This window comes from Sinanaerobacter chloroacetimidivorans (assembly GCF_018128545.1).
Lineage (GTDB): Bacteria > Bacillota > Clostridia > Peptostreptococcales > Anaerovoracaceae > Sinanaerobacter > Sinanaerobacter chloroacetimidivorans.
In genome coordinates this window covers 1-26349 of record NZ_JAGSND010000017.1, presented here as the reverse complement: position 1 = coordinate 26349, position 26349 = coordinate 1, and the positions used below count along the sequence as shown (strand labels likewise).

At 42.7% G+C, this 26349-nt stretch carries 20 protein-coding genes and 1 tRNA gene; 5 read left to right on the top strand and 16 right to left on the bottom strand.

The window, feature by feature from the left end; translation table 11 throughout:
* Window positions 1-44 precede the first annotated feature (44 nt).
* Window positions 45-1310: an S-layer homology domain-containing protein gene (locus KCX82_RS18375; RefSeq protein ID WP_227019951.1), complete on the bottom strand. Its 1266-nt coding sequence runs from the start codon at window positions 1308-1310 to the stop codon at window positions 45-47.
* 161 nt (window positions 1311-1471) lie between these two features.
* Window positions 1472-2269 carry a helix-turn-helix domain-containing protein gene (locus KCX82_RS18370; protein ID WP_227019950.1) on the bottom strand — a complete coding sequence of 266 codons (798 nt, stop codon included), beginning with the start codon at window positions 2267-2269 and terminating at the stop codon, window positions 1472-1474.
* 393 nt (window positions 2270-2662) lie between these two features.
* On the opposite strand from KCX82_RS18370, the gene KCX82_RS18365 reads away from it, so the two are divergent.
* Complete coding sequence (locus tag KCX82_RS18365) at window positions 2663-3805, top strand: hypothetical protein (protein WP_227019949.1); 1143 nt, start codon at window positions 2663-2665, stop codon at window positions 3803-3805.
* Window positions 3806-4178: 373 nt separating this feature from the next.
* On the opposite strand, the gene KCX82_RS18360 is transcribed toward KCX82_RS18365, so the two are convergent.
* The 4 genes from KCX82_RS18360 to KCX82_RS18345 all read right to left on the bottom strand — a co-directional run bounded on the left by KCX82_RS18360 (window position 4179) and on the right by KCX82_RS18345 (window position 9385).
* Window positions 4179-5510 (bottom strand): CoA-disulfide reductase, encoded by a 1332-nt coding sequence (locus tag KCX82_RS18360; RefSeq protein WP_227019948.1) that lies wholly within the window; start codon window positions 5508-5510, stop codon window positions 4179-4181.
* A gap of 19 nt (window positions 5511-5529) precedes the next feature.
* Window positions 5530-6774: an MFS transporter gene (locus tag KCX82_RS18355; RefSeq protein ID WP_227019947.1), complete on the bottom strand. Its 1245-nt coding sequence runs from the start codon at window positions 6772-6774 to the stop codon at window positions 5530-5532.
* 164 nt (window positions 6775-6938) lie between these two features.
* Window positions 6939-8129, bottom strand: coding sequence for a PucR family transcriptional regulator (locus KCX82_RS18350; protein WP_227019946.1), 1191 nt, complete (start codon window positions 8127-8129; stop codon window positions 6939-6941).
* A 5-nt stretch (window positions 8130-8134) separates the two neighbouring features.
* Complete coding sequence (locus tag KCX82_RS18345) at window positions 8135-9385, bottom strand: PucR family transcriptional regulator (protein WP_227019945.1); 1251 nt, start codon at window positions 9383-9385, stop codon at window positions 8135-8137.
* Window positions 9386-9646: 261 nt separating this feature from the next.
* Between KCX82_RS18345 and KCX82_RS18340 the strand changes: the two genes are divergently transcribed.
* Both KCX82_RS18340 and KCX82_RS18335 read left to right on the top strand, forming a co-directional pair.
* Complete coding sequence (locus KCX82_RS18340; RefSeq protein WP_227019944.1) at window positions 9647-10816, top strand: 4Fe-4S dicluster domain-containing protein; 1170 nt, start codon at window positions 9647-9649, stop codon at window positions 10814-10816.
* Between the two features lie 8 nt (window positions 10817-10824).
* Window positions 10825-11544, top strand: a complete 720-nt coding sequence (locus KCX82_RS18335; protein WP_227019943.1) for a DUF169 domain-containing protein — start codon at window positions 10825-10827, stop codon at window positions 11542-11544.
* A 297-nt stretch (window positions 11545-11841) separates the two neighbouring features.
* Here KCX82_RS18335 and KCX82_RS18330 read toward each other — a convergent pair.
* Both KCX82_RS18330 and KCX82_RS18325 read right to left on the bottom strand, forming a co-directional pair.
* Window positions 11842-11917 (bottom strand) — tRNA-Ala (locus tag KCX82_RS18330).
* Window positions 11918-12012: 95 nt separating this feature from the next.
* On the bottom strand, window positions 12013-12606 hold the full coding sequence (locus tag KCX82_RS18325; protein ID WP_227019942.1) for a TetR/AcrR family transcriptional regulator: 594 nt from the start codon (window positions 12604-12606) through the stop codon (window positions 12013-12015).
* 112 nt (window positions 12607-12718) lie between these two features.
* Here KCX82_RS18325 and KCX82_RS18320 point away from each other — a divergent pair, with 112 nt between their 5' ends.
* A complete protein-coding gene (locus tag KCX82_RS18320; protein ID WP_227019941.1) occupies window positions 12719-13549 on the top strand; it encodes a 4Fe-4S binding protein in 831 nt (276 codons plus the stop codon).
* Window positions 13550-13623: 74 nt separating this feature from the next.
* Window positions 13624-16215, top strand: a complete 2592-nt coding sequence (locus KCX82_RS18315; RefSeq protein WP_227019940.1) for a bifunctional diguanylate cyclase/phosphodiesterase — start codon at window positions 13624-13626, stop codon at window positions 16213-16215.
* Window positions 16216-16348: 133 nt separating this feature from the next.
* Here the strand turns inward: KCX82_RS18315 and KCX82_RS18310 are convergent, their stop codons facing one another.
* The 8 genes from KCX82_RS18310 to KCX82_RS18275 all read right to left on the bottom strand — a co-directional run bounded on the left by KCX82_RS18310 (window position 16349) and on the right by KCX82_RS18275 (window position 26249).
* Window positions 16349-16945 (bottom strand): S-layer homology domain-containing protein, encoded by a 597-nt coding sequence (locus KCX82_RS18310; protein ID WP_227019939.1) that lies wholly within the window; start codon window positions 16943-16945, stop codon window positions 16349-16351.
* A gap of 221 nt (window positions 16946-17166) precedes the next feature.
* Window positions 17167-19161, bottom strand: coding sequence for an amidohydrolase family protein (locus KCX82_RS18305; RefSeq protein WP_227019938.1), 1995 nt, complete (start codon window positions 19159-19161; stop codon window positions 17167-17169).
* A gap of 212 nt (window positions 19162-19373) precedes the next feature.
* Complete coding sequence (locus KCX82_RS18300; protein ID WP_227019937.1) at window positions 19374-19532, bottom strand: zinc-ribbon domain-containing protein; 159 nt, start codon at window positions 19530-19532, stop codon at window positions 19374-19376.
* A 229-nt stretch (window positions 19533-19761) separates the two neighbouring features.
* Complete coding sequence (locus KCX82_RS18295; RefSeq protein WP_227019936.1) at window positions 19762-22506, bottom strand: S-layer homology domain-containing protein; 2745 nt, start codon at window positions 22504-22506, stop codon at window positions 19762-19764.
* Between the two features lie 13 nt (window positions 22507-22519).
* On the bottom strand, window positions 22520-22930 hold the full coding sequence (locus tag KCX82_RS18290) for a response regulator (protein WP_227019935.1): 411 nt from the start codon (window positions 22928-22930) through the stop codon (window positions 22520-22522).
* A gap of 197 nt (window positions 22931-23127) precedes the next feature.
* Entirely contained in the window at window positions 23128-23967 is an 840-nt protein-coding gene (locus KCX82_RS18285) for a response regulator (RefSeq protein ID WP_227019934.1), read from the bottom strand.
* Window positions 23960-25798: a sensor histidine kinase gene (locus KCX82_RS18280; protein WP_227019933.1), complete on the bottom strand. Its 1839-nt coding sequence runs from the start codon at window positions 25796-25798 to the stop codon at window positions 23960-23962. Before KCX82_RS18280 ends, KCX82_RS18285 begins: the two co-directional genes overlap by 8 nt.
* Before the next feature lie 82 nt (window positions 25799-25880).
* On the bottom strand, window positions 25881-26249 hold the full coding sequence (locus tag KCX82_RS18275; RefSeq protein ID WP_227019932.1) for a VOC family protein: 369 nt from the start codon (window positions 26247-26249) through the stop codon (window positions 25881-25883).
* Window positions 26250-26349 lie beyond the last annotated feature (100 nt).

The window sequence follows — 26349 nt, the reverse complement described above, 5'->3', positions numbered from 1 at the left end:
GAAAAGTATAACGCGGTGATTCATTTTGACCGCTATGAGATTCGTCAGTCGAAGTTCTCAAAGGTTCGCTTTATTAGAACTATGGCCTGTTCTCTGGTGGTATTGCCGAGAGGATTGATGTTATTATTGCCCGTGCCTTTCATGATAGAATTTTTATTTGCATATTTTACTGCATCAATTGCCCATGAAGCGATTGATGATTCATCAGAAAATGCACTTACACCGCTGGTATCCATGTTTAGACTTGAGTTGTCTGCTTTTAATGTTCGATAAATCATGACACAGATTTCCTGGCGGGTAATAGGGCTGTTTGGTGAGAACGTGGTGTCGGAGGTTCCCTTGATAATCCCCAACTCGAAGGCTTTCAAAGCCATTGTATTGGTAGTATCTGTGAAGGGATTCTCAATGGCGGGAAGCGCCTCTTTTCCGCTCAATGCTTCGTATAATTTGACTGCAATTTCGCAGAATTCTTCACGCGTGATGTTGCGATTAAATTGATTCAATATGGTCTCTGTGGTTAGTCCAAGAGCATAGGCCTCTTGAATCTCTGACTCAGCCCAGTCACTGGCAGAGCTAAAATTCAAATTCCCACCTGCTTTGGGGTCAGTAGTAGTTGTCGTAGTCGGAGGCGTTACCGCTTCTTTAGGAACTGCCACTCCCTGTGCCTCGGACATGCCCCCACCGAAATATCCTACCGCTTCAACCATGTAGTAGTAGATCCCCGGACTGACGGTCATATCGGTATAATGTTTTTCTTTTGTCGTTCCGAGGGTCTCGTAATTACCTCCGTCAACTTTCCGGAGAATTTTAAAGTAATCGGTTAGATCAGGAGAGGTGCTGTTCCAGATAAGATGGACTGCTTTATTGTCATAGGTCACAGCTAATCCCGTCGGACCTTTGGGTTGTGACATATCTAAAGATACTTCATTGCTGTAGGCGCTCCCCTTAGAGTTGATTGCCTGAACACGGTAAAACACTTTCCCAAACGCGGAAAAATCATTACTCAGTTGATCCGTGTAGGTAGTTGTGCCAGCCTGCAGAGATATAATATCAACATAAGTAGTTGCCCCCAAGACTCTCCTCTGCAGCACAAATCCAGATTCGTTAAAACTATTATCGCTCCATGACAGCTTTACCGCCGCGTTTGAATCCAGTTTAGCAGTAAGGGCAGACGGCGCAGCCGGAGGCAGCGTCAATACCGGCAAATTGGGATCAAGCGTCAGTCCCCAGGAGTATAGCGGTGCAGATCCCATTAGAAAAGTAATCATCATGATACAAGACAAAAGTTTTATTATTCTTTTTTTCTTCATATTAAACTCCCCCATATTATTTTCATTACTTAGTTCTTTCATTATAATCCCGATTTTTCGGGGTAATAATGCGTAATAATGCTTTAATAGGGCGCGATACTGTCAAAATATAAAAGTGGAAATGGTGGAATAATAAAAAAGGCTTGATTCTTTAGCAGATATCAAAGCCTTTCTGTCGTATTTTTAAATGCTCGTTTACGGTATTCTTTCGGAGAAAAACCTGTTTCCTTTTTAAACCAGCTAACATAATGACTATGATAGCGTATGCCGCAGGCAGCGAATGCCTCTTCAACAGAAAGGTTTCTGTCAAGCAGCTTTTCTTTCATTCTCTCTATCTTAATATTCATGTAATACTCATGGGGCGTTTTTCCGGTATGCCGCTTAAACATTCGTGAGAAATACGAAGAGCTTAGAAAAACCGCTTCCGCTACATCTTTCACATGAAACTCACTTACCCAATGAACCTCAATATAGTCCTTTGCCCTTTCGATTTCTGATCGCTCGATCGGTTTTCTCCTTGTGTTGAATATGTTTACAACACATATGACATTCTCATTTTTATCTAAAAGCGGTATCGTAGAAACATCCATGTAATATGCTCCCGCCTCTTCAGCCGGGATATGAAAACGCTTTTTAATTTCATGAACCGGCACCATAAAATCGACTGCATAAGATGGTATGCCGGCAAAGGCATCTTTGATATTCTGCAGTGCGCCATATTCCTCCGCAGTTGGTTCCTGCAAAATATTGTAACGGCCTATCAAGCCGGAAGGATCGGCAATATGAACCTCTTTTACAAAGGCTGGATTTACCATAATCAAGGTGCCATCCGGTGAAAAAACCTGAACCGGATATGGCAAGGCCTCTATTAGCTTGGTGAAAACGTCATCGTGCGAAGCCACCACGTTGTGTATCGGCAGGGTCGCAATGTCGTTTCTGATAGTAAATTGATCATCCATGAATTACACCCTTGAGTCAATATTTTGATCCATTCAGGGACATCTGGATCGAATACATTATACTTCATTTAGCAACTTTTTTAAAGTAGGCATCTCCTTATTTAAAATAAAACAAATAACTCCGTAAAGGCGAGAAGTTGCAAGGACAATTTTTGAACCCACCCTATTAGGTCTGACGCCCTTCAATTTCCCGGAGAGGTGCTCGGCATAAATTTCACAAGAAAATACAGGACCTTTGGTGAGATAAAAAAATCTTAGGTAGACGTGAAAAAGCCTCTGTAGCACAAGTCCTTTTTGCACAAACAATCAATTGTCAACCGCGAAAAAAGGGGTTTATTTTCCGCGGCAACGGCCGATATATTATGTAGAATTACGATTGAAGGGAGGTTCGCCATGTACGTGAACACGCAAGCGCGTCCCGGCGCAGCGACCGTTTTGAACAATATGACGTCCGCGAAGCAGACGAGCACGCAATCCGAGCAGCAAACGGCGGAAAGTGCCAACCAAGATGCTGCAATTTTTACCTATCAAGATCAAAAGGCTGCTCGTGCATCTGCAGTCAAGGATTCCATCCTCGAATTGCAAAAGAGCTTTGCCAATGTCAGCATCGTAATGTCCTCCGCCTTGGACAAGAACTCCCTCTCCCGTACGGCAGCAGGACTTGGCAGCGGGCTTCATTTGATCCTGACGCGCGACTTCATCGACCGCATGGGCAGTAGCCAAGAGGAATACGAGAAATGCACTGCACAATTGAAAAATATTCTCGCCGCTTTATCGGAGAATACCGACAAATCCCTCGGAGCCGGTGCATATGTCGATAAAAAAGGCGTGCGTTTTTGGCAGACGGACACACAGGAAAGCAAGGAAGACTCCCTCGCGGGCGACAAAGGGCTACGGTCGATGCTCGACGAGATGAAGAAGAACTCACAGCAACAAAAGACATTGTCGCAGACGTCGGAAAAGAAATTACGCACCGGCACGAAGTCCGTCTATTCGGTACTTAGCGTCTACGCAAGACTTGCCAATGCAAGTACAAAAGGGCAGGTCAGCGCGGCGATGGGGCAAGCGCAGCGCAAGATCGGTACCATCCGTGCAGCCGCAAATCAAGGGGACGGCAGTGAGCGTGTGCAGGCGAGAGCCGCGATTGCATCCTGTCGCAACCTGTTGATCCGCGGCAGGCGCAAGATACGCCAACTCGACCAAGAGTCAATTGCCAAAATGCGGGAAAAACAGGCGTTAAAGAAGGCCAACAGTGCGCACATTCAACAGGTCCGGCGAGAAGCCGCCCGCCTACGCACCGTGCGCAGAAGCAACGACAATGCGATCTTTACCGAAGGGGTCATGCGAGACATGGCTGCCCTCGTGCGCCTTTGTCATTACAACGACAACGAGGACAAGGCCAAGGACACCTCTGTCTACGTCGCACCGTATATCCCGCAGCTTTCAGTGGCAGCCGTCGCCTTGACTGCAGGAGCTGCGGCGACAACGAGTACCGCAAGCGCAGCCGTCACCGTGTCGGTGACCGTCACCTTTTGATCCATGCACTAAACCCGTCAAACTTGCGAGCTGTCGACGGTTTTTTGCATACGAATCCCCGTGCAAGATATTACACGCTGCTGTATACATAGAGTATAATTTTCATTGGCAAGGATAACAAAAAAACAGGAAGAAGGTAATTGGTAAGGTTATTTTTTTAGTGGACCTACCTACGCTCTCTTCGTTCGCTACGCTGTCCGTTTTGCCAACAAAGCAGCTGCGACCACCTGCTTTTCCGATTCTATCACTAATCTGTTTTCTCAATAAAAGAGGCGATTTCTTTCCGATTGACTCAATCGTAAGAATCGCCTTTCATTATAATGAATTTCAAGATATTTTTTGCATTAAGACTTTGCTAAGTCTTTTCCCGGAGCTATTTTGCAGCATTGCATGCGATATGAATCGCATCCCATACGCCTGAGTATGGTGGAGCATAGCATAAATCAGCCATTCCGAGCACATGGGTCGGAGTCTCCACTTGAATCGAAGCTGCAAAAATATCAATTCTCAGAACGACGCCCTTCTTGCCTGCCGCCTGTGCACCAAGAATTTTTTTCGTCTCCTTTTCATAAATGAGTTTGATCCAGATCGGAGACGGGTCGGGATAATAGGGTGGCCGATCCATCGCTTCCACAAAAGCAATATTATAATCCAAGCCGAGTTCTTTTGCTTCCGCCTCGGACAAGCCGGTTCTCGCCGCCTCATGATCAAATACTTTTATAGCAGCCGAACCAAGAGCTCCGATGTATTGTGCGTGATTTCCCGCAAGATTTTCTCCGGCGATTCTTCCGCATTTATTGGCGGTGGTTCCCAAGGGGATATACGAGTTCTTTTTCTTAACAAAATGATATACCTCGGCACAATCTCCCGCTGCGTAAATGTCTTCTTTGTTTGTTTTCATTTCTCTGTCGATGATCACAGCTCCGTTTTTCGCCAGCGTAATGCCGCTTTCCCTGAGAAACTCCGTGCTCGGCCTGATGCCCAGCGCCAGAATGACAGCATCCGCCCGATAAGTGCTCTTTGACGTTGTAATTTCGGAAACGCGTACGTCTCCCTTTATCTCAAGCAGCTTCTCCTGCAGTCTCAGACTGACCCCGTTCTTAACAAGAACCCTTTCCACGATTTCAGAAATTTCTGAGTCAAATGATGCAAGCACATGGTCTGCCAACTCGATCACCGTGACGTTTTTATTCAGTTCCGCCATCGCCTCGGCCATTTCCATACCAATATAGCCTGCCCCCACAATCACTACGTCCCTGGTGCACTCCGCCATGAGACGCTCTTTCAGCACCTGCCCGTCTTCCATGGAGTGAAGCGTGTAGACACCCTCAAGATCAATTCCATTCACACCGGGAACCACCGGATGAGCTCCTGTCGAGATCATCAGCCGATCATAGTGATCCCGAAATGTATTCCCATCCTCCAAATTCCTGACCAGGACGTATTTTTCTTTGGTGTTCACTTCCAGAACCTCATGGTGAAGCCTGCAAATGATCCCAGATTCCTCAAATTGCTCTCTGCTCCTGATTATCATTCTTCTATAATCATCATTTACATTAGAAATATAATAGGGAAGCCCGCAGGCCCCATAGGACAGGTAGCCTCCTTTTTCATACACTACAACTTCTGCTGCTGCATCCAGTCTTTTCAGTTTGGACGCAGCCGACATGCCGGCTGCTACTCCGCCAATAACAATTACTTTCACGTGTTTTCCTCCAACTAATTTATATTGAGCTTTTCTGCTTTATTATATTCGGAGCCGTTTCTCTCAGAAGAAGATTGACAAAGAATGCAATTACTAGCGCAAAGGCTGCAACCGTCATCGACATCGTGAGATTATATGAGTCGCCGATGGCTCCCAGAATTGGAGGAGCAATGGCAATTCCAACGATTTCCCCAATGCTGGAGACGAGACCGACCGTGGAAGCCCCCAGTTCAGGACGAACGCTTTCCGTACTTGCTGTCAGAAGAAAAATCGGGAACATTCCGTTTCCAAAGAAGGCTGCAACAAAGAAAATGATAAAAATCGCTGCAGGAGGCAAATTTGCAGATTGATAGATCAGCAGCAAGGTAAACAGGAATGCAATCACCGCACTGATGGCCATGGTCTTTTTGCGGCCGAATTTATCGGACAATGCGGGCACCGCCATCATTCCCAGCCAGCCGCCAAGACCCATTGCTGACATAATTCCGCCTGCCGCAGCCGCATCAAAGCCCCGTTCCGTCATGAAAAAGGAAGTTCCGTAACCAGTCCAGCTCCACTGCCACGTCATCCCGAACATGGCCATGATGATGCAGACGATGATATTTTTTTCTTTGAAAATGTCCAGATAGGACACCTTGACTTTTTCACCTGCATTCTGTTCAGAAAGATCCCATGTCTTTTTTGTTTCTTTTACCGTTCTCCATGCAAGAAGTGCAAGGATTACTCCCGGTATAATGGTAAGATAGCACGCCCACCTCCAGCCCAAAGCAGCTCCGACGTTGGTTGCATAAATCGGGCAGAAAAAACCTAAAAGAAGCATTGCAAAACTCAAATACAACCCCATGAAGCTCCCCTTTTTTTCCGGAGGCGCTTCCTCCGAAACCTGGGCTGCAGCCGCTGAGTTATAAGAACCCTCGAATGCACCGATTGCGGTTCGTATCCCAATCAGTTGGGCGAAGTTATTGGCAAATCCCGTTATCATGGATCCGACAGAAAAAACGATTAAAGAAGGCAGCAGAATCTTTTTTCTTCCGACTCGGTCGGAAAGATTGCCGCCTAAAATACTGAAAACGATATATCCGACAGCCATACACGACAGCAATAAGCCGCCCTGAGAATAGTCAAGACCGAATGCAGGTAGCACAAATGGAAAAAGCATGGCAATTAAGACACGGTCAAAAAAGGCGAAGCCATTCCCAATTCCGTAGATTACAGTCATAGTTTTAATGTTGTTTTGAGATGAATTTAACGTAACGTCTTCCATTCTCATTTCCCTCCCATAATATAAAAAACGATAATTATTTTTTTGTCATGACGGCACTATTATAGCATTCGTTTTTTAGGGCTTCTATGGTGATTGTGCGAGAATAAAAGGCATTTTTTCGCGGAAAACATACACTTTAATTCCTCGAGTTCGGGGAATTAATGTTAAATGGTATAATGGTTGATCAACACGGTCGACAAATAAATATTGTATAAGGAATCTGCACAAAAACAGCTGGTCTTGGTCAGCTCCGAGATTTTCTCCAAACGCCGTAAGACTGTATTTCGATGGATGTTTAGGTTCTTTGCAGTGGCCTCCAGATTGCGTCCGGTGGAAAAATATGACTGGAGCGTTTCAACCAGACTGGTTCCTTTTTTTTGATCGTAGTGTTGAAGTGCAAGGGCAGTCGGATGACAATAATGCCGGAGCTTTTTCTGATGCCATAGTTCGTTGGTAATCTTGAAAAAGACATAATCCTCATAGAAGCTAAGTCCGGTCCCTTTTCCGGCTTCGCAATGCCGCATTGCGTCCAGGGCCTGATGGTAACGCTCCTGCGACTCCTCAAGCTTGTAGAAGCTGTAACTGACTCCGGCAATCAGATGAAAAGAATGCAGGACTTCCTGAATGGCATCCTGCTTTTCTTTTAAATTATAACTACACAAAAAGATAAAGCGCTTATTTTTCATAATATGCAGGTCGCAGCGCAGCACCGTCCGCAGTTGTTCCCGTACCTGCAGCATCGGCGTATTTGCTCCGCTTTCCTGCGCGTAAGTCGCGACAAAAACCTGAACAGGGTTTCCCTTCTTCAGTTCCAATTCGTCCCAAAGAGCATATCTCGACAAATATGTCTTCTCTCCCTCGAAAAGACCCTGCAGGAGCTTGTTTGTATTATCAATTTTCAGCAGAAAGGCACCTCCGAGATCAGTTTTCAAAGCCAACTGCAATACATCTCTAACAATTGAAACAAGTTCTGGATCAGTGGTCTGAAACGGACGGTCACACAGCACTACACTGAAATAGCCTATGGTGATTCCGTCTAAAAGGAGCGCCGCTCCGACATGCTCATACAGATCAACACCCTTGGGGATGTGGTTCGTTTCTTTTTGCGCCCCGACATGCGCGGTTTTAAAAATATTCTGGGAATAAAATTTATGGAAAAGCGCAGGGCTGGTGAGAACCGTGTCCTTTGGCATTCCCTGTGACAAGTATCTGACAGTGTCGTCGATGATGCCGATCCCAATGGGATTTCCAATGATTCGAGCCGTGTCGTTAACCAGTTGATCCATTTTGCCAGCGCTGGTCAGTGCCTGAAAAAGCTCCGCCTTGATGGCAGAAAAATAGCGTTTGTTTTCCATCCTGCCTACCTCCGGATGTCCATGCTCATTCTCTCCAGGCTTTCACATTCTTTCATAAACGCTGGGTCTAAAATGAACAATATTTTAACGGACAGATATAGTGTAAATGTCAATACTTTTTTCCAATCCGATCCAAGCATTTTATCAATGCAATTTAATCTGTATTTCAGGGTGTTGGAACTGATATTCAGCATTTTTGCAGCATCCGGATGGTTTCCGTGAGTTATAGTGTATGCATACATAGTCAGCACATGGCACGTTCCCTTTTGCCGGTCGCACTCATAGAGATTCAAGATGCCGGGATGGCACATAAGTTCCAGTTCTCTTGTTTCGTAGCTCTGAAGAAGGTTTTGTATGACATACTGATCGTAATAAATGATTGAATCCCTAATTTCAAGCTTAGAACAGATATTCAGAGTCGCCGCCGTATGGCGGTACTGTACGATGAGGGACAGGAAATGCCTGACGGTAATCCCCACGCATACCTGCATCTGGTTTTCTCGAAAAAATTCGTGAGCTTTGGCCATGGCCTCACTGTTTCGATGAGTCAATACAGGATCAAATACTAAAATGATTAGGTCTCCCTTGAAAATTGAGGTTTTGCATTCAGGGAAAATATTTTTTATTTCTGTGGAAAATTTGAGAATATCACTTTCTCCGAGATCCATTATGGAACGGGCGGTCATGATCGTTATGCCGTCCCTGATCCTGATGCCGAAGTTCAGCGCGTAGTCCCTTGCCGTATCCTCATCCTTGATCATTCCCTGAAGAAGGTTGCTGATGAAAAGCTCATGAGTATCAATCCAAAGCGTATCGCGCCGCTTGCGCTTTCTCAGTTTGATCGAGATTGCACTGGCAAGAATCATCAGAACTTCTTGGTCAGGCTCTGTAAAAAGTCGTTGTGATTCCAGCATGACAAGATAAGTTTTTGATACCATGTTCGGAAGTAGCGCCGCCATGATTCGAAACGATGAAGTCTTACTCGTCAGGAGCACAGGATTGTTCTCTAAAAAATCATACGAAGTAATTTGTGAAAATCTTTTTTTGGAATAAAAGCAGGAACGCTCCGCTTCCTCCCAGCATGGATCATTATATGGCTGATGCTCAGAAATGGATAAAACCTCGCCTCTGTGATTAAATACCATAAGCGGATTGCCGAGAAGCTGGTAGCCTTCATGTAATAAATCCCAAAGTCTGGCGTCCTGCGCCAAAAGGTCCAGCAGGTCTGAACGAAGGTTGTCGATTAAAGATTGCATCGTAATTCTCCTGAATAAACTCATTATAAATCATAACAAACATTATCTTTGCAAGCGTATCTTAGCATAGTTAGAAATAAAATACAAATTTATTTAATTTGTGGAGCACGGTAGGAAGATGAAGCAGTAACGGTTTTATACCGGTGTATATTTTACGAAAATATGCCTCCCCTATTTCTCACACAATCAACATAGCAAATCCGTCATTAAATAGTTAGAATATTATCAAGAGTTTCATCAAGACACATTGGGAGGTTAAACATGGGCAACGAAATTAAATACAGGGATATTCTTTACAACGATAAGCAGCTCGGAAGATATCCCCTTGACAAATTGAAAAGAGTTGAAAGCCCCACCACGAAATATGTGGGTACGATTGAAAGAAGAGATCCCAGAGAGCATGCTCTGGCAGTTCCTTTTCGGGGTGATTACGGGGAAAAGGTCATGGAAAGAGCTCCACATATGACGGTTACCGAACCACTCGGAGCTGCCCTGGTAAGCATGCAGAAACATATTAACTCTTTCCGGCAGAATGATGTGGCCGAAAAAAAGGCACCGATCCCGGATAACCCCAGAGTGCTGGCAAGACATATTAAAAGCCTCGGTTATTTTCTTGGTGCCGATATTGTTGGAATCTGTAAGCTGCCCCAATCTGCCGTCTACAGCAACGATATGGACGGAAATCCAATTGAAGCGCTGTATCAATATGCCATCGTACTGCTGTGTAGAAAAAATGTATATACCATCGAAGCATCTAACGGTTACGACTGGATTTTCGATCCGGTGAGCTTCCAGACCTACCAGAGGCTGGCATGTCAAACAGAGACCATGGCCAATTACATTAAAAGGTTGGGGTATGAGGCCGCCCCGTCCAACATGTGGAACTACCTAACGCTGATGCCACAGCTGATTATTGAAGCCGGACTGGGCGAAGAGAGTAGAATGGGGATCGCAGTGAACCCGTTTCTTGGTGCAAATTTTAAATCCGCCGCTGTTTTAACCAATATGCCTCTAGAAATCGACAAGCCCATCGACTTCGGCCTTCAGAAATATTGCGAGACCTGTACAATCTGTGCGGAGCAATGTCCTTCAAAGGCAATTTCCTTCGGGGAAAAAGAAGTATATAACGGATATGAAACCTGGAAAATCGACGAAAAGAAATGTTCTGTATTCGACATTATGAACACCAAAGGCTGTGTATGCGGTAGGTGCGCGAAGTTCTGCCCGTGGAGCAGAGTAGATTCGGATCCCAAGGACTTTGAAAATTGGGACGGAACGGCAGAAAGTCTCGCCGCCATGGCTGACAAGCAAGCGAAGCTGTGGAAAGAAAAAAACTATATCGGCGAACTGGAGGCCACGGATAAATGGTGGTTTGATCTGGAAAAGATCGACAACGAACTTGTGATTCCCAAAACAACAGAAAGATTATAGGAACGGAAATGGATTATAAACAACTTAGCGATCAATTACAAACCATACTTGAAATGAAAACCGCACCGGTAGGAATTAAATTTCTCACAGAAGGCGATACCTTGGTTGGCTATGACAGCACTAAAAAATATTCGATTTGCCAGTTTATAATGAAAGCTCGGGAAGGAAATAAGCTGCTGGCCGATGCCGGAAACATCGCCTGCGCCAACGGCGGTTCCGCTTTGGGATTTCTTCCGGTTCCAGAAAAGCTGATGAATGGAGAATTTCTGTCTCAGCTCGGGGCATTCTGCAAGGAAGGCGCGAAGAATACCATGGAGCTGATTCCACGGTTCAGGCAGAATCAATTTTCCGCAATAGCGTTTGCACCTCTTCTGAAAGTTGATTTCGAACCCGACGTAATCCTGCTGGAAACCGTGCCAGAGCAGATTATGTGGGTGAGTCTCGCCGCAATTTACCAAAATGGCGGAAGGCATGAGTTTTCCACCAGCATCTCAAACGGAACCTGTATTGATATTATTGCAACACCCCATTCTACCCATAAGCTCAACACCAGTCTTGGCTGCTACGGCTGCAGGAACGCTACTGACATTCCCACAGACCATATGCTGGCAGGCTTTCCTGGCGATCAGTTGGAGGGAATCCTGGAAGCGCTGGAACATATCAAAGAAAAAACCATGCCGAGATCAAGAGAAAAAAAAGCATATACGAAATTAAAAACTGAAGATTAGAAAATGTAGCATTGACACTTCCGCCAGGGAACCATATGGTTCCCTTCGGCGACTGTTCTGGCCGCTTTTATTTTTCAAAGCAGAAATCTCTGCTATTTTTAAATTTAGTTGACCTAACGCAAGCTTACACGTGCTCCTACGCTCTCTTCGTTCGCTACGCTGTCCTATTTTGCACTGTGGCTGAAGCCACGCAAAATAGGCAATGAGGATCTCACCTTAGTTTCCAGGAGTTCGATCCTCCTCCTTCTTAATTCAGGATAAAACAAAAACTCCCCATAAATGGAGAGTTTTGTTTTATGGTGGACCTAAGGAGGATCGAACTCCTGACCTCCTGACTGCCAGTCAGGCGCGCTCCCAGCTGCGCTATAAGCCCCTATTCATTTTGTCCTTGCTAACTCGCTCTTATATTATTAAGGATTTTCGTCCATTTGTCAATCATTTTTGATTAATTTTCATGTTTTTATTAGACTAATTCAAGACAATATTTTGTTCCAATATTTCCCTTATGAATACATTTCGATCTCCACTATACTCAACATGCTTCGTAGCAAAGATAGAGGCAAGGCCATGAACTGCTGCCCACATGGTTATAATGTTCCTGGAAAAGGAGGATTGATTGAGTTCCACTTTCGTCATATATTCTTCCGCCGTTTTCCGAAATAGTTCAAAAGGCCCAAAATCACTGTGAGTCAATCCTCCGTCAGTGACAGTAATCTTCAAGTCGAATACTTCCTGTGAAAAGAGGAAATAAAAATATTGGGGATTGTCTATAAAAAAACCAATATACGCAATTCCAAGGTCAACTAATATCGAACTGCTTTCATGACTCGGTACGACAGCTTCCAAGTTGTCCATAAATTTACTAATTACAAAGTTTTTCATTTCACTTAAAAGTTGTTCCTTATTTTTAAAATGTTTATAAGGAGCTGCATGGCTCACTTTACATTTCATAGCGACCTTCCGCAGAGAAAAGTTTTCGGCACCGTCCTGGTTAATCAGCTGAATTCCAGCCTCTATCAGTTCATTTTTTAAATTGCCATGGTGGTAAGATGCTGCTTCCATGCTAAAACGTTCTCCTTTTTTCTTTTATTATATCACAGTATGTTGACACTGTAAACATTTGGAGATAGAATGTTTACAGTGTCAACATTAACAAGAAAGAAGGTTTTTTACTATGAACAAGGAGATTCTTATCATCTGTGAATCTATTTACAATGGAAACACATTAAAATTAGGCAGGTCTATGGCCGGTGAATTGAACTGCCAATTAGTATCTGTCAGGCAGGCAGAAAATCTTGATGTCATGAAATATAAAGCGGTAGGCTTCGGATCGGGAATTTTTTTTGCACGTCATCACCCGATTTTATTGGATTTCATCACCAAAATGAATTTTGGCGAACAGGCTGCTTTTATATTTTCTACCCACGGAAGTCCTATTCTTGGTAAATATCACGACCCCATAAAAAAAATGCTCATCCAGAAGGGACGAAAAATCATCGGTGAGTTTTCGTCAAAAGGCTATGACTGTACCGGCCCTTTTACCCTCGTAGGTGGCGGCAATAAAGGAAGACCCAACGAAAAAGACTTGAGGCGTGCGGCTCGATTTGCAGTCAGTCTTTTCCCGGAGTACAAACCAATCGATTACTATCATTCCTTATCCTGCAGGAATCCTCTTCGAGAAGGCAGTCCCAACATTTATAAAGTAAACGGTGTAGAGGATGAAGAAAAAAATGTCATTGAACTGAAGGGCGATCTTGTCACCGTAAATCAGAATCAATGCACTGGATGCGGACAATGCGTAAAGAACTGTCCTCTATCTGTTTTTGAATTGCAGCAGCAAAAATCATCTCCGGTCAGAGAGTTAGACTGTGTACAATGTAAATTATGCCAGACCTATTGTTCATCAAGAGCCATTATGCTTCATAGTACATGGAGAGATTCCTTAAGGGTAGCCGTCCGGCATTCCAAAAGGGAATTTGTTAATTATGACGGATGTCTAAAATAAAGGTAACAAAGGAGTCGTCAAAAATGATAGAATAAAGAAAAAATAGCAGTCAGAAGGTATTTAAAGGTATATATATGTTAGATAATTTCAGTATAAGAAACAAATTAATAATCTGTATTCTTGTCGGTTGCCTGATTCCATATTTGTTAAGCAGTTTTTATATAAAAAACAAAACAGAGGAATGGCTTTACAAAAGCAATATCGAACATACCAACATTATGCTTCAGCAGGCTGCAGATCATGTCGATGATTCCGTACTGAAAAACACTGAGGATCTAATTTCTATTATTGCCGAGGACGAACGACTGCTACATACGTATTCACAAATCCATTCCTATATTCACTACGATCCGTCTGCTTCTCCTTTAGATGCTGCTGAAAGTGAATCAGAAATACTGAAATATTTTCGTCAGATAAAGGAAAATCAGGATATTATCGAATTTGTTTCCTTTGGCACCGAAGAAGGCGGTTATGCAGAGTACCCGGACTTCAACCCCCCTGGGCCCTATGATCCACGCGGGAGGCAATGGTACCTGAATGCCATTCACAAAGAAGATGCTATCATCTCAGAACCCTATATTACCAAAGTTACAAATGATTTGGTTATCAGCGTTGATAAAAGCGTTACTTTGGATCATAAAAAAATTGGTGTGGTAAGCCTTACCATTAAGCTGGATCAATTGATGAATAAGATCAACGGTCTGAAATACAGCGAATCAGGTTACATTTGCATTCTGAGCCCTAACAATGTTTTTATCAACAGTCCCGATCACGAGGAATGGACGTTGAACAGTATTGAAGATTTGGGCTTGGATGTTTTTCATTCCGTAGACGAATATAACGGAAAATCCTTTGAGGGTCAGATTGATGACACAGAAAAGGTATTTAATGTTTACATCTCCCCCTACAGCGGCTGGAAATACATATCTGTTATGGATAAAGATGAAATCCTGGAGCAGTCCAGTTCATTAACAGACTTTCTATTTATCATTTATTCGATCATGTTTCTGCTCGTCATGATGTTGATTTTCCTTATCTCCAATTATATTACAAAACCTATTTTAAAAATTGCTCAGGCGATTAAGAAAATGGCTACTTTTGATTTTGATATATATGAAAAGAAAAATTTCGAACTGTATATTCATCAAAAAGATGAAATCGGAGAAATATCCAGGGCACTTAATAATATGCAGGATAATTTCATTGAATTAAAAAACAACATGGCAATTATAGATCAGGAAATCCAAAAGATTGATATAGATCAGGAGACGGTTTATCAGCTTCATTTATCCAAGGACAATCCTTTTTCCGGCATCATGAATTCGGTAAACGGACTGTTGGAGAAAGTCAACCATTCCATAAAACAGATCAATTCGCAGAAGGAATTTATTCACTATTTAGCGGATCATGATCCCTTGACAGGTTTGCCCAATCGCAGAAGATTTCAGGAAAAATTGAGTGAAATTCTCCATACTGAAAGTCAGGGTGCTATCCTTCTGCTGGATTTGGACAATTTTAAAGGTATTAATGATACTCTTGGACATCTTTTTGGTGATAAAGTCCTGAAATACATTTCCAGAAAATTAAAAGAAAGAGTAAACCAACGGGTATTTGTTTCCCGATTCGGTGGAGATGAATTTTTAATATTGTACGAATACAAAGAAGGAAGGGAAGAGCTCCGCTTATTTATCGAAGAACTCTTCCAGCTCTTTCAAAAACCGTTTCAAATTGAAAAGAATGAGGTCAAGGTTGAATTCAGTATGGGCATTTCAACCTTCCCGAAAGATAGCCAGGATTTCAATCAACTGATTATGTACGCTGACTTGGCCCTATATTTTGTTAAAAACAGCGGGAAACATAGCTATGCTTTTTTCAATAAGGAAATGGACGACCATCTAAAACAGAAATGGCAGATGAAAAGTTTGTTGCGGGAGGCAATCACAAATGACGGTTTTAAAATGGTTTACCAGCCTCAGATCGATCTGTATTCCGGTGAAATTTTAGGCTATGAAGCACTGATTCGCTTAAAAGGTTCGGCGGTAAGCCCAAAAGATTTTATTCCGGTGGCGGAAGAAGACGACCTGATTATTGCAATCGGGAGAAAAGCGGTGCAGATGGTTGTAACGCAGCTCTGCCAGTGGCAGCAGAAGGGCTTAGAGCTGAAGCCCGTGGCCATCAACTTTTCTGCAGTACAAATACATGACTACAATTTTAAAAATCATTTATTGAAGCTGCTGAAAGAAAACAACGTCGATCCGAATCTTATTGTTCTGGAAATTACTGAAAATGTATTCCTGGAAAATACCGAGGCAACCTTGTCCTTTTTACAGGAGCTCAGGGAGTACGGGATCCGAATTGCGATTGATGATTTCGGCACGGGTTACTCCTCTCTAAGCTATTTGACCTTCTTGCCCATTGATACCATCAAGCTGGATAGAAACCTCAGCATGAAGTTTCTCAACTTTGATAGTAACGCCGTTATCGATAGTTTTATAGCGTTAGCGCATAGCCTGGGTTTGAAAGTAATTGCGGAGGGAATAGAAGATTACGAACAAGTGAAAAGATTGATGATAGGGAAATGCGATGCTGTTCAAGGCTTTTATTTCAGCATGCCCCTTGAGGTATCAGACGTAGAAAAAAACTTTTATAAAATTTATCAAATATAGCTGTAAAATTCACTAAATATAGCTGTCTTTATTTGCCAAGAAGTTTTGAGGATTTTACAGCGTTATAAAACAAACTCCCATTACAGGGAGTTTTAATATTACAAGGAGTTTTATTTATAGTTTTATTTTAGTTTTAATCAGATAAATTCAGCACTGCCTTTAACAGTGTCATGGCTTCGGCCCTGGTGATGGGATCCGTTGGACGTAATAATTGATTTGGATAACCTTTCATAATTCCTTTTTGAAGCATGATTTCTACGGAATCCAAGGCCCATGGAGAAATTTGATCCGAATCCTGGAATCCTTTGGAGAGTTCCTTGCCTTCCTCTTTTGTGTACTTTTTGATTCCTGCAATCACATATGCCGCCTCTTCCCGCTTAATTGGATCGTCAAGCTGGGATTTTTCCTTATCCCCGGCCGACTCTTCATCACTATTTTTGATTTGATCTGATTGATCTGAGTTTTTCTCCTTTTTATTTTCATGAACGGGGATGGAACCTGGCCAGATGGAATTGATCAAAGTAAGAAACTCAGCTCTTGTGGCGTATTGATCCGGATTCAGTTCTCCGCTTTGGTCTCTTTGTACCCAACCTTTTTCCAAGAATTCGCCAATCGTTTCGCCAGCCCAGTGATTGCAGTAATCCGAGCTTTCGGCAAAGGCTGCGGGACTTGATGCCAACACAAAGAGTAAAGCAAACAGTAACGTTATCGTTCTTTTTTTTAATGTCATTTTGATTTTCCCTCCAAACTGCATTCTAGTATCTATATATATTCGGACAAACAAAAATCATTCGTTTCAATCCTTTGCAGGGAAAAATATAAATGAAAAAGGATATAACATGGAAATATCTATTGTGCAGTAAAAATATACCCCAAATAAAAAGGGAGTTTGCTTGACATAACAAACCCCTTCTCTTTAATAATGTCTATCGTCTATTATTTATAATTCTATTATAGAATTGAAATCGATTTACTCAGGTCATTCCAGACAACTTGATATCCGAAGCCTTCCAGCAGTTCCCGAACAGGAACCAGATTTCCGTCTACACCTGGAAATGCAGTGAGGTTTACACTTTTGTTTTCTTTTGTCACTGTTACTTTTCCATCTTGATAGGCTGCGACTGCACCTAGCTTATCGGCCATTGCAGCTGCATCCGCATAGACTTTGCCGCCTTTGTTTACAGGTGCAGCGGAAAAGCTTACCGGTATTCCCTGCCAAATTACAGCAGGAGAATCATTGTTCTTTTGGTAAACCACTTTTCCTCCCAAAACTGTGGTCAGCGCCTGAATATCCTTAATCTCAGCTGCAGAACAATTCATATAATCCCTGTCGATCACAACAAAGTCCGCAAGCTTACCTGCTTTCAGAGAGCCCTTGATTCCTTCCTCAAATTGCCCATAGGCAGCCCATATGGTGAAGGATTTCAAGGCTTCCTCTCTCGTCATCGCTTCTTCCGCATACCATCCGCCTGCCGGCTGTCCATCTCGGCCCTGTCTTGTTACCGCTGCATAGAGCCCGTGATATGGATTTACTAATTCTACCGGGGCATCTGAACCGCCAATAATAATGGATCCGCTGTCAATTACTTTTCTCCATGCATAGGCTCCTGCCATTCTGTCTTTTCCGATACGGTCCTCTGCCATAGATTTATCGGAGGTTGCGTGAGTAGGCTGCATAGCCGGTAAAATATCCAGCTCTGCAATTCTCTTGATATCCCCCAGCGTAGCTACCTGGAAGTGCTCGATCCGGAGCCTTGCATCTGTTCTTGGATTATCCTTCATAAGTTTCTCATAGGTATTGATTACTTGATTTACAGCCCCATCACCAATGGCATGGGTTGCAATTTGATAACCTTGATTATAGGAATCCTTCATGACTGCGTAGATTTCATCATTGGAATATTTGTAGTTCCCCTTATGTCCGGCTCTGTCACTGTAATCCCCAAGCAATGCTGCGCTTCTTGATCCCAGGGATCCGTCAGCAAAAAACTTTACAGCATTGATGCTCAACCGGCTGTCATAGAGTTCTCGCTGCGGCGGATTATTGGCTATATAATTTTTTTCAGTCTCACCGAGTGTACCTCCCCAGGCTCCGCCGATCAAGGAGTAAAGCCGAATGGAAAGTTTATTTTCTTCATACAATTCCTTGTACAAATTGATCACATCCATCGTGGAGCCCGCATCCATAATGCTGGTCAGTCCATAGGACAAAAGCTGGCTTTGGGCCTTGACAATGGCTTCCTTTTCCCTTTCTTCGCTCAATATAGGAATTATTTTTTGTACGGGTTCTCCGGCTGTATCTGTGAGGCAGCCCATAGGGTTACCGCTTGCATCTCTCAAGATTTCCCCTCCCTGAGGATCTTTTGATTCCTTCGTAATCCCCGCAAGAGACAGAGCCATGGAATTCACCCAGATCATATGGCCGTCGGTTCTTTCCAAAACAACAGGATTATTGGGAGCAACGGCATCTAGTTCTTCTTTCGTCGGATAGCTTTTATCATCCCAAATAACATTGTTCCAGCCAAAGCCGGTGATCCATTCACCCGGTTTGACTTTTGCCGCTTCTTCTTTTACTGCTGCTATAATTTCTGCTTTTGGTTTCCAGAATGCATCAATTTTTAATAAGTTCTCTCCAAGCATGGGCAAATGCATATGACCCTCAATCAGACCCGGAATCACAGTCTTGCCTTTCAGATCAACCAGTTTGGTATTGTTTCCCATATACTCTTTTACCTTTTGATCATCCCCTACAGAAATAATCATCTGGCCTTTTACAGCGATGGCCGTTGCATTTGGCTGATCCGGATCCATTGTGTAAATATTTCCATTTATGTAGATACTGTCAGCGATCTCATTGGCTGCTAACGTAGGTGCAGGAAAAGTACTTAGAATAAACACAAACACGACCAACCAGGCAAGCAAATGTTGAAAGTTTCTTTTTTTCATGGTTTCACCCCCTTGTCTCAATTATACGTTACTGTGTCCAAGCTTTTTAATCCTTTTCCTAGACTTGTTCTGTCAAAATATAACAGGAAGTGCGTAAGAATTTTGCTGCTTCCTCTCAACATATTTCCGATTAGGCAACAAAAAAAAGAGCAGATCATGAATATCCGCTCTCTTAAATCGTAAATTACTTTACATTACAAATTAAATTCAGATTAATATTTATTATTTCTCTGTCTTTTCTTTGCAGCTCTGCATTCAGGGCATCTCTGTGGCTCATTTTCGAACCCTTTTTCCTTATAGAATTCCTGCTCACCTACAGTAAATGTAAATGTGCATCCACAATCCTTGCATTCCAGTGTCTTATCTTGCATAAACATATTCCTCCTTAATCAGTATTTGGACCAGTATTTTTCACAAATCAATCTCCAACAATCATTAAAGAGTGTATGTTTAAAATAGTAAATCCATTATACAAAATTAGTATAACACTAAAATTATAACATATGCCTATTTAATTAGCAATGGGAGTTATTGAAATATTAAACAATTATAGTAAGCACCCTATTATTTTTTCATGATAGAGGTTTTACATCCAATCCTTTAAATCAATGCTGATTTGTGCATCAATCTCTGTACAATGGCAGCGACCTGCGCTCTGGTGATCTCATCCCGAGGTTTAAGATATCCGTTGCTTCCTGTAACCACCTGGGTTTTCACACAGCTCACAATATCATCCTTTGCCCATGAGGAAGCCTTTCCTGCATCACGGAAAGAAGAAAGTAATTTTTCAGTATCTCCGGCCTCTATGGAAGGATCCATACCCGTGATGTTCATAGACCTTGCGATGATCGCCATTGCTTCTTCCCGGGTGATTAGATTTAAGGGCCTGGCGGTGCCGTCTCCATATCCTTTTAAAATACCAGAAGAAACTGCTGTGTTGATATATTCTTCATACCATTCACCCTGTTTCACATCCTTAAATTGTGCATTTTCCTCCGTCGCAGCCAAGCCGAGCGCCCGTACCATGATAGCCGCAAATTCGGCTCTGGTGATCTCTCTGTCCGGTTCAAAAAGGCTGCCGCCAACCCCTGTCACCACCAGCCTGTCACCCATTTCCCGGACTTCATTTCTAGACCAGTGATTCTCAATATCCCGGAAGGAGAAGGTATTCTCTATGAATAACAGGATTCCATTTGTATAGCTCTTGACTACAGCATAGTATTTTCCGTTTTTTTCGGTGATTTTTGTGGGCACATGGACAAGTTTACCGGCCTCCTTGCACAAAACACCTGTTGAGATTTTGGAAGGATCTACGTTATCCGGCAATTTGATTACCCTTTCTATGTAATCTATAAATTGATTTAACGAGGAGCTGGCGCCGGTTGCAGTATTGACTGCAATCAATTTAAACTCAACAGCCGGCATCGGAGACGTAAAGTTTTGACTTTGCAGTACGGCTTTGATCTTTTCATCCTTTTCATGATTGGCATCTTGAATGACAATACGAATTTCCAGCCCGCTCAGATCCGCAGACCTGTTCATTATTGATGCCGCTCTTTTAAAATCTATTGCATTTGCCGGAATCTGATATAGAATATCATTCATCTCAAGCCCGATACTTATGTTCTTATCAGCCATTAACTTTATAGCGTCCCCTGAAAATGCACCTCCAATAGAATTTGATGTGCCTGCGTAAGGGATCTTGATTTCAGAATTGTCTTTGGCCGTCTCAATAAATGTTTTGAGCTTACCGGGATCCGGCGTAAACACGAGGGTTTTTACTCCATCTATGGATTCTGTTTTACCTGTAACGGACATTTTCGTCAACCCATCTATTTTAACAGGTGTATCGCCTGAGGAAGAGCCGCCTGAAGATCCCGTACCGCCGGGTGCTGGGCCAGGTGGCACCACCGGTGTACCATTTGTGCCGAATACCGGATATAAATAAGACCCTGTGCCCATATTCCAGGTATTGCTGAAATCCCAGCCTGCCGCTTCATAAATTGAAGAATTTAAAGTCATAATTGCTGTTGAGGTACCGGTATTTCCGGTGTTGGTTCCTACGGCAAATGCGTTGTCCGTCCCTGATGTTTCCGTATCCCAAAAACAGCCGCTGAAAGTAGTTAAGGTTACGACACCGGCCAAACCACCGGAGACCATTGCACCAGGTGATATGTACCCAATGGCATAAGAGGAAACAACAGATGCCATAAATGTGCTGCCAACCAATCCTCCTGCTTGATCACCTTGCAATATTGAACCCGTTGCATAGCAGGATTCTATTACCGAATTGTTTTGATGGGCGCCAACCAGTCCTCCTGCATTTGAAGATCCGCTTGATACGCTGCCGGCGGCATAGGATTTCAGTATTTTTGTATTGACCGTTATCCCGGCAAGTCCGCCTACCGTGCCCGAATCACCCGAGACATTTCCGGTGGCGTAGCAGGAGATAATCTCCGGTGCGGCGGAGAAATCAGTTGAACTTCCAACCAATCCTCCAACAAACATTCCTGTTGCATTGACGTCAGCAGTTGAATAGGAGTGCTCAATACAACCGTCCGCGTTTCCTCCTATTAAGCCGCCAACCCGCGTATTTCCCGATACAAAACCTTCCGCAGCACACGCACTGATTTTGCCTTTGTTATTAGACCCGACAATTCCGCCTGCATCTCCATCCCAACTGTCAGTCCCAATGCTGGATATTGTACAAATATCACTGCTGGATGAAATGGTTCCAAAGATATCCGGACCTACTGAATTAATACTGCCCGCAATTCCGCCGACAACACTATTGCCTATAATTTCACCGGTTACAGAAATACCTGACACAGTACTGTTTTGCATACTGCCGACCAATCCTCCGACATGATAGGCGATAGTATTTATAGATACATCTGTCAAGTTAACATCGGTTATGACACCACTGCGAATATACGCGAATAGGCCCTGATAAAAGGTGCTGGGAGCCGAATTTGTAATGGTTAATCCTGATATCGTGTGGTGATTACCGTCAAAGTTCCCGCTGAAATAAATACCGCTGCTTATTCCGATTGGGGTCCAATTATGACCGCCCAAATCAATATCAGTCGATAGTTCAATATACTTTTCACTATAACTGTTACCATTATTCACTGAATAAGCCAGATAGGCCAAATCTGCACCGCTGGAAATAGCATAGGGGGAAGTAAAAGACCCGTCACCGGATAAAGATTCGGATATATCCGTTCCATTCCAGGCCGCCGCAGATGCATGGGCCTCTCCCACATTAGGGCCGAATGTAAATAAACCGAGAACCAATGCCAATGTTAAGATAAATGATGTGATCGTTTTCTGTTGTTTTTTCATATTGTTCCTCCTTCTATTGTTTCTCCTGAGCAAAATCAACCCACTGATTGATTCTTTTTATTTGATTGATGCAGCGAAAAGCAAATTTGCCTATCTGTATTTCATCGAAAGGCAAGGGGATAAAATAATCCGCTCCCGACTCAAAGGCGGCTATTGCATAATCACGATTTTCAGAATAGAATACCACTTTGGTCTTTGAAGCAAAAATCCGTATAAAGTCCATTATAGAGAAAGCATTTAACCTGCTTTCTCCTACATAGACCAGTACCAGCTCCGGCTGCTTATGCTTCATTTTTCTCATCAAGTCCCGCTCTTTGGTGACGATGGCTACGCACTGAAATTTTGCATAGGCATCCAATTTCTCCTGGAGCTGCCGGCTTCTTTTCTTATTAACGTCTGCTATCATGTATTCCGTAAATAACACCACCTCTGATTTCTAATGACAATATTCGATTTTTTTCTTCTTATTTTGATTATAATATCCTCTCCCTTACCAAACCCTTACTGTAACAAAAAAACTCCCCTCAGAAAATTTCCAAGGGGAGCTAATTCATTTTATCTATTAAATTTATTCAATTCTATAATTTCTATATAAATATTATTATCTGTATGATTCCTTACTTATAGAATTCCATACTTTTGCATTTTCCTTGCCCATTCTGCCTGTTTCGGATAGGCCCATTCGTAACCTTCTTCCTCCAGATATTCACCTGTATAAAAGCTATTTAATCTTTCAAGATTCCTGATTTTCTCAGCCTGCTGCATTTCATACAGATCACAGTCAAAGGCAGAGGGAATCACTCTATAGTTATTTCTTTTACATTCAAAGATGTGGGATAGGCCGATTTCCGTGAGCCATTTTCGCAAGCGGTAGGTAGTTATATAAAGATTATTATGCGCCTTCTCATAATCAGCATCCTGCCACAGGCATTCGGTGATTTGTTCCCAGGTCGCAGAGGCCCCTCCCCGGTCAACCAAAAATGCCAATAGCTCTTTCACTTTAGAATTGTTTTGCAGGGAGCAGACTTCCCCGTCAATCCTGCATTCAAATCTTTTAAAGCATTGAATAAATGCTTTTTTAACGGTGGTTTCCTGCAGCGGTTTTCGGATAACGATTCGACTCAAGGTTTTCTCCAATCTGGCCTTGGTGATGGGCTTTAGAATATAATCTACCGCATTTAACTCAAAGGCTTCTACCGCATATTGATTATAGGCCGTCACAAACACGATCCCTAATTCCGGTTTCCAGTTCAGGAGCTCCTCCGCAAGCTCCATTCCATTCGTTCCCGGCATTTCAATATCCAAAAAGACAATGTCCATCTGCTCTTTTTTTACATAGGATAGAAATTCTTCGTGATCGTCGAACAGACCGCATATAGAGATGCTTTCCATTTCCCCTGCTACTGTTTCAAAACGCTCCAAAGCATGTTTTTCATCATCAACTACCGCTATCTTAAGCATGCTGCGACTCCTTTTTCATCATAAAGCTTACCCTGGTGTACTCATTGGGAACACTCTCAATTTTCAATCCACTGCCATAAAGTTTTATTAATCTTTCTTGTATATTTTTTAAGCCAATCCCTCTTTTTTCATTACAAAACAAATCCGCAGCCTTCTCTTGGTCCATTCCGACACCATTATCATAGACCTCGACATAAATTTCTTCTGAAAGCTCTGTAACGGTAAGCCGAATCTGCCCGCCGCCCTTTTTCCTGGAAACACCGTGGCGCACTGCATTTTCTACCAAAGGCTCAATAATGAGCCTGGGAATCTGTGTAGTAAGAGGAATATCGATTTGCTCAGTATAGTTAACTCTGTCCCCAAAGCGGGCAGTTTCAATGGTAACATAGCTTTTGATAAATTCCAGCTCATTTTCCAGCGTTGTAAATCGGTCAAAGGAACTGAAATCAAAATTGGCACGCATAAAAAATGCCAGATTTAGAATTAATTCCTCTGCTTTTTTCCCATCCTTACCGCAAACATTGGCAATGGCAGATAGTGCATTATACAGAAAATGCGGTTTGATTTGAGATTGGAGCAGCTTCAATTCCGTTTGAAGTCTATGCTCACTTACTTCTGCCAGCTCGAGCAGGGATTCTTCACTTTTTTTCAGCGCTTCTCCATAATTTTCAGCCAGAATAAACGCAAATATCAAAAGAGAGACATAAAAACCAACGGGATTCAGTTCCACATAGGCAGAACTGGCGAAAAGAATGTCATAAACTCCCGTGAGATAGAACACTACCACCCCAAACAAAAAAGTCCAATTGGTTTTTTCATTACGAATCCTGAGAAGTACAGTAATGATGAATAAACCAAATAATAAGTTATATCCCATTACAATTGCTGATAGGGATGTGAAGACCCAAACCGGCAAAACAAAAGTTGCTGTCGTAATTATAGCTGCTGCAAACAGCAGATATTTTACAAATTTTGATGAGATACTTTTGGGGAACAGCTCTTTCAATAAAAGCAATACCAAAATCGGATACCAGTAGCGCGTTATGTATTCGATGACTGCAATGAATCGGAAGCTATCTGTAAAATAGCGTATCAGGTGTTCTCCGTAAAGCAATACTCTGCCGGTAGAGAGAAGGCACAGCAATGCGAAATATAACCGAGAATAGCTGTCAGGTCTGATGGCATAGATCATGAGGCAAAGAAAAAACATGATGAAATAATTGCCAAGCAGGAAAATATCCCGATATCCGATAAAGCGGTCCAGAGATTTGATCTGCGTATCAGTTCCCAAAGTGGGTGCATCCCACATGCCCCCTCTTGCATAGATGTAGTTTGAAACCAAAAAAGTAATAACAAATTCTGACTCATTTGGGGTAAAAGTCACACTTTCAGGTTTATATACAGCTTTTGCGTAATTTTTATCTTTTGATACCGTACCGTTGGTCACAAGAAGCTCATCATCAATATAGAGCTGATAGGCAGTTGATTGCGGAAGAATCTTCATGGCCAGAGGGATGCCGGCAGATGCTCCTGTTACGCGCAGGCGATAGGTACCATATCCAAATCCCGGAATGTGCGCTCCCTTAATCTGATAATTATTCCAGACGGTAGGTATGGAGATGAGTGCATCCGGATCTTTTTCCGAACCCTTTTTATCGTTTAACTCAGGTATCAGAAACTGATTATAATAAAATTCCCATTCTCCATCCAGGCAAAGACTTCCCCGTTCTTCAAAATCATATTGAGAAAGGTCTAAAAGGCCTCTCTCAATACCTGCATTTCCGGAAGATTTCATCAGATGTAAAAAAGGGAAAGCGATTGCGATAATCATTATAAGAAATATGATTTTCCATAAAATAGATGTACTTTTACTCAAACCTAATGAATCCCCCAATTTTTGTTGCATACTAAGATTACCTGGTAGGAATGATCTCCAGCCAATACCCATCAGGATCCGCAATAAAGTAAATTCCCATGGATGGGTTCTCATAACAGATACAGCCCATTTCCTTATGCTTTGCATAAGCAGATTCATAATCGTCCGTTCTGAATCCTATATGCATTTCGTTGTCCCCCAGGTTATAGGGTTCTTTTTTGTCTCTGAGCCAGGTAAGTTCTATTTGATGTTCCGAATTTTCATTTGCAATGAAAACCAGTATGAAGGAACCGTCTTCTGCGGTAATCCTTCTTACCTCCGCCATGCCCAGAGCCTCCTCATAAAACGTCATGGACTTGTCCAAATCAAAGACATTGATACAGTTATGGACTACTTTAAATTTCATTGAATTTCCTCCTTCATATTATTGGTAGTGTCAAGTTTGACACTACGTTTTTTATTAAAACCCTTGTATTTTCAAAGGCTGCATCACTTTTTTCAAATAA